At 57.1% G+C, this 5,780-nt stretch carries 3 protein-coding genes; 1 reads left to right on the plus strand and 2 read right to left on the minus strand.

Features of this window, described 5'->3' with window-relative positions; genetic code table 11:
• Positions 1–245: 245 nt before the first annotated feature.
• On the minus strand, positions 246–761 hold the full coding sequence (locus tag RR842_RS11225) for a ferritin (RefSeq protein WP_332514641.1): 516 nt from the start codon (positions 759–761) through the stop codon (positions 246–248).
• 177 nt (positions 762–938) lie between these two features.
• Complete coding sequence (locus tag RR842_RS11230) at positions 939–2,153, minus strand: hypothetical protein (protein ID WP_332729781.1); 1,215 nt, start codon at positions 2,151–2,153, stop codon at positions 939–941.
• Between the two features lie 257 nt (positions 2,154–2,410).
• Between RR842_RS11230 and RR842_RS11235 the strand changes: the two genes are divergently transcribed.
• Positions 2,411–5,527: an ABC transporter ATP-binding protein/permease gene (locus RR842_RS11235; RefSeq protein ID WP_332729782.1), complete on the plus strand. Its 3,117-nt coding sequence runs from the start codon at positions 2,411–2,413 to the stop codon at positions 5,525–5,527.
• The last annotated feature ends 253 nt before the right edge of the window (positions 5,528–5,780 follow it).

Here is a 5,780-nt window from a genome sequence, read left to right on the forward strand (position 1 = left end):
CGCGGGTAAAAACCATCCCGGGAGCAGAGGCAAGCAGCGCCAGTATCTCGAATTCCTTCGAGGTAAGGTCGACCGAATTCCCCCGCAGGCGCACTTCATAGCCTTCGGGCAGCACCACCAAGCCCCCCCCGCAAGCATGAAGAGCGACAGACCACGCGGTCGTCGCTCTTCATGCTGGGAAATCTAGCGTTTTGGTAAACCCTACGACAGCTCCCCTCGAAAAGCGTCGTTTCTCGCCCTAAAACCTATTTGGCGGCCAGGGGCGTCGGCACCGAGTACGCACGGGCAGCGAAATCCTTGTCCAGGTCGTAGAGTGCCTTCGCGTCGCCACCGAACAGTTTCATCTTCGTGATCATGTCCTCGGCGTTGGCTTCCTCTTCGAGCTGCTCCTCGATGAACCAGTCCAGGAATTTCATGGTGCGGTAGTCCTTCACATCATGCGCAGCCCCATAGATGTCGTTGATCAGGCTGGTCACGTACTTCTCATGCTCAAGCGATGCTTCCAGCGGCTCTAAATGGGAAGCGAACGTCTTGTCGGGCTGATCGATAGCCAAAAGCTTGATCGGGCAGCTGTTGTCCAGCAGGTACTTGCGGAAGATCAGCGCATGGTCGCGCTCCTCGGCAGCTTGGATCATATACCAGTTCGCAAAGCCCGAGAGACCTTCTTCCTCGTAGTAGTCCGCGAATGACATATACAGGTAGGCCGAATAGAACTCCTTGTTGATCTGGTCGTTCAGCAACTCGTATACATGCTTGTCCATGATGCCTCCTCAAAGGTCGCGCCGCGTCCCCCTGCGAACACGGCATATATATTATTGCTTTTGTTAATGATACTCTATATCGCTAACAACGGGAAACGCAGCAGAAGCGCTCGCCAAATCAGCACAGTCACCTACGCATAGGAAGCAGCTTCCTCCTCGGCAGCGCCGCAGCAACGATCAACGTTCTCCACCAGCGGTATCAAGCGACTCGCTCGCCGCGAGAGCTCCGGGCGCAGAAGGATTACGGCGACGCGCAAACGAGCTTTTGACCTCGTTGAGCACCATTGCCACCAAATAGACCGTCAGCAAGCACAAGAGGACGACCGGAGCATGCTGCCCAACCAGTTGGCAGACGACAAGGCCGACTGCCACACTGGCCGCGCAGCTCGCGCAAAACGCAGCGAACATCTTCGAGAATCCCACCTCGGAACTCTTCGCCGACCAAAACAAGACAACCAGCCCCAAGACATTGCACAGTGCCGTGCCCGCATACGACACCAGCACAAGGACCACGTCACCAAGGCCCGGAAAAGCAAGGGCCAGCGATGCCGGCGCAAGCATGAGCAGCGCAGCCACCGGCAACGCTACGCGATAAAACGCTCCCAAAAAGCCATCGATCGCCGTCCGTGCATGAAGTGCCACCCACCACACCACCACCGCCACGATTGCGTAGACAAGGGGCTTGGGCACCAGCGTGACCGCAACGGCGCTGCTCTGCCAAAACGTCAGGCCAATGGCAAAGAAATTCAGCATGAGGCCGGCCACAGCCGCCCATCCCTGGCGCATAACCTGCCAAATGGTAACCGACGACACCCACAAGTCATCGTTACGAAAACCCTCCCGCACTTCGTCGGCGCGCACGATATCGCTCGCCAAAAGCGGCAAGCCCCCACTCAGCGTGAGCACGATCAAGCCAAGGCAGAACAAGAACACCGATCCGGCGTTTGCCAATGCAATCCACCACATCGATGCCAAGAGAAATGCGAACCCCGTGTTGAGCAGCGCCCCCTGGAAGGTGAACGACCGATAAAAACGCGCCCACTGCCGCAGCAGGCAGGCAAGCCCAAAGCCCAGCAGCATACCCGCCCCCATGGCCATCGGCACAACGGGCAGCACTTCCAGGAATAAAGCGAACAAAACGCCCGCAAGCGCGGTCGCCAAACCGATCACTATAGACCAGCGGCGCTTCTCGTCGTCATGGGCAGAAACGGACGAGGAGAGGCAGAGGATGACGACCCCTGCAAGAAACGAGCAGACAAACAGGATGGTCGCACTCGCTGCACCCAGCGCGTACATCAGGATGTTGTCGGCATGCAGGCACAGGGCGATGCCTGCAAGTACACAGGACAGCGCCAGGCTCACCGGCGACCATTCGCGCATGCCTGCCTTCATTTTGATAAAAACCTCCCCTTTCGAACCCTGCATTATAAAACAACCCCTGCGCTTGCTTAGCCGGAATTCGTAGAATTTGAGGAACTTTAAGACCTATGGAAGGGGTCTGCGAAGTGTGTGGTTTTGAATTACGTTTTTTCAGAAGCGTTTACGTACCACTAGAATGCTTAACTAACTAAACAACTTTATTCATCCAGCTTACGCTACTTTCGATGCTCCGCCCCCTACTGCGCTTCATCGAAGTTGAAAGGCATCGTATGCTCCAGCTTGTCAACATCCGCAAAGAGTACACCACCGGAACCTTCACCCAGGTAGCGCTCGACGACGTATCCGTGTCGTTTCGCGACAACGAGTTCGTGGCCATTCTCGGACCGTCCGGCTCGGGCAAGACCACCTTGCTGAATATCGTAGGCGGCCTGGATCACTACGATTCGGGCAACCTCGTCATCGACGGCATCTCCACCGAGGAGTACAAGGACCGCGATTGGGATGCCTACCGCAACAACCGCATCGGCTTCGTGTTCCAAAGCTACAACCTCATTCCCCACCAGACTATTCTGGCGAACGTCGAGCTGGCACTGACTCTGTCCGGCGTGTCGCGCACCGAACGCCACGAGCGTGCTAAAAAGGCACTCGCAGACGTGGGCCTGGGCGATCACATCAATAAAAAGCCCAGCCAGCTGTCAGGTGGCCAAATGCAGCGCGTGGCCATCGCCCGCGCGCTCATCAACGACCCGGAGATACTGCTCGCCGACGAACCCACCGGAGCACTCGACTCCAAGACCAGCGTACAGGTCATGGACCTGCTTACCGAAATCGCCAAAGATCGCCTGGTCATCATGGTCACGCACAACCCGGAACTTGCCGAGCAGTACGCCAACCGCATCGTAAACCTGTCCGACGGCATCGTCCGCTCCGACACGAACCCCTTCGACCCCGCAGCCGAAGAGATGCGCGAAAGCGAAAAACCCGTCCGCAAGACCGGCATGTCGTTTCTGACCGCGCTTGCGCTCTCATTCAACAACCTTATGACCAAGAAGGGCCGTACGCTCATGACGGCCTTCGCCGGCTCCATCGGCATCATCGGCATCGCCGCCATTTTGGCGTTGGCCAACGGCGTGAACGACTACATCAAATCCGTCGAGGAAGACACGCTGTCGGAATACCCGTTGCAGATCCAAAGCCAGGGCTTCGACCTCACCTCCATGATGGTCATGCCTGACGGCACCGCAGGCGGGGACGACAAAGGCTCGTCGGGCGAGGGCGATTCCGACAAGCAGGTATCCGAATTCAAGATGCTCTCGAACATGTTTTCGAAAATCGGGTCGAACGACCTGGCCTCGCTCAAGACTTTCCTCGACGAAGACGGCAGCGGAATCGACCAGTACGTAAACTCCATCCAATACTCCTACAGCGTGGTACCTCAAATATACAGCTCCAACACCACCGGCAAGGTGCGTCAGGTAAACCCCGACAAATCGTTCGCGGCGCTGGGCATGGGCTCCTCCACCACTTCCAACAGCCTCATGTCCATGGGCATGAGCACCGATGTGTTCGCCGAGATGGTGGACGATACGCACCTCGTCGAGAACCAATACGACGTAAAAGCGGGCACGTGGGCAGAGAACTACGACGAAGTGGTCCTGGTGCTGAACAGCCGCGGCGGCGTGAGCGACCTGGTGCTCTACGACATGGGCCTGCGCGACCCCCAAGAGCTTGACAGCATGGTCGAGAAACTTGCCAACAACGAAGACGTCACCGCACCTGAAGACAGCCTGGCGTTCTCCTACGACCAGATCATGGACACCACATTCAAGCTGGTCTACGCTACCGACCGCTACCAGTACGACGAAGAATACAAGGTTTGGAAGGACAAAAGCGCCGACGAAGCCTACATGAAGAGCGTCGTCGACCACGCCCCCGAGCTCAAGATCGTCGGCATTGTGCAACCCAAGCCCGAGGCGAAAACCACCTCGCTCTCTCCGGGACTGTACTACGCACCCAGCCTGACGGATCATCTCATCGAGCATGCCAATGATGCGCAGATTGTAAAAGACCAGTTGAAAGACCCTAGCATCAACGTATTCTCCGGCAAGACGTTTGCCGAGGACAACAAGAGCCAAGACGGTGGCTTTGATATGAGCTCGCTGTTCACCATAGACGGCGACGCCATCCAGGCGGCCTTCACCATCGATCAGAGCAAGCTGGCGGTGGATATGTCAAGCGCGCTGAACCTGTCGGCGGGCTTGCAGAATATGCCCGCGGTACCCGAACCGAACATGGAGCAGCTTATCGGCAACATCAAGCTGGAGGTAACCCCTGACCAAACGCGCCAGATCGTAAACGACGTCATGAACGGCTACAAAGCCTATCTCATAACGCACCCCCTCGATCCCACCGACCCCGACGCCTTCAGCAAGAGCTTCTCCGACTACATGGCAACGCCCGAAGCGCAGGCCATGATCGTAGCCGCTGCGGGAGGCATCGCAACAGACAACAACCTGCAAAACCAAGTTGCCGGCGCCCTGCAAGGTTATATGCAAACCACTATGACCACCTACATGAGCGCGATGGCAAGCGAATTGCAATCCCAAGTCACTGCTGCCTTGCAAAAATCCATGAATCAGATGGCCAGCAACATGGCCAGCGCCATGTCCATCGATCCCGACAAGTTCAAAGAAGCGTTCAAGATGAACATGAGCGAGCAAGAACTCACCGAGCTCATGATGTCGCTCATGCAGGTTGAGGAGGCCTCCTGCGACAACAACCTGAAGAAGCTGGGGTACGCCGATCTGGCAAAACCGTCGTCGATCGACATCTACCCCATCGACTTTGAAAGCAAAGGCCACGTCATCACCATTTTGGATGATTACAACCAGCGTATGGAAAACGAGGGGAACGACGACAAGGTCATCACCTATACCGACATCGTGGGAACCCTTATGGCCTCGGTTACCGACATCGTGAACATGGTCAGCTACGTGCTGGTGGCGTTCGTGGCCATCTCGCTGGTGGTATCGTCCATCATGATCGGCGTCATCACCTACATTAGCGTGCTCGAGCGCAAGAAGGAGATCGGCATCCTGCGCTCCATCGGTGCCAGCAAGGGCGACATCAGCCGCGTGTTCAACGCCGAGACGCTTATCGTGGGCTTCGTGGCCGGGGCTATCGGCATCGGTGCGACCGAGCTTGCCTGCATACCCGTCAACGCCATCGTCTACTCGCTGTTCGACGTGGCGAACGTGGCATCGCTGCCCTGGCAAGCCGCCCTTATCCTCATCGTCATCAGCATGGGCCTTACGTTCCTGGCCGGCCTCATTCCCTCAAGCGCCGCCAGCCGCAAAGACCCCGTGGAAGCCCTGCGCAGCGAGTAGCCCAAAAGCCCCTAACCTCCGAAGGCCCCTTGATACACCACATCAAGGGGCCTTCTTTTGGTTTAGTCGAGATCCTCTTTCTGAATTCCCGGCACCTCGGCCACGCTTTTCAGATGGCACCTATCAAAATCGATTGTCTCCTTTTAGAGAACGCTCACCTCTTAAACGCAAAACGGCGCCCCCTCGCAGGAGCGCCGTTTTGCCATGCAGGTAGTGCGAGCAGCCGCCGCCTACATCATAGGCACGACCATCG

Source organism: Gordonibacter sp., from assembly GCF_036667095.1.
Classification (GTDB): domain Bacteria; phylum Actinomycetota; class Coriobacteriia; order Coriobacteriales; family Eggerthellaceae; genus Gordonibacter.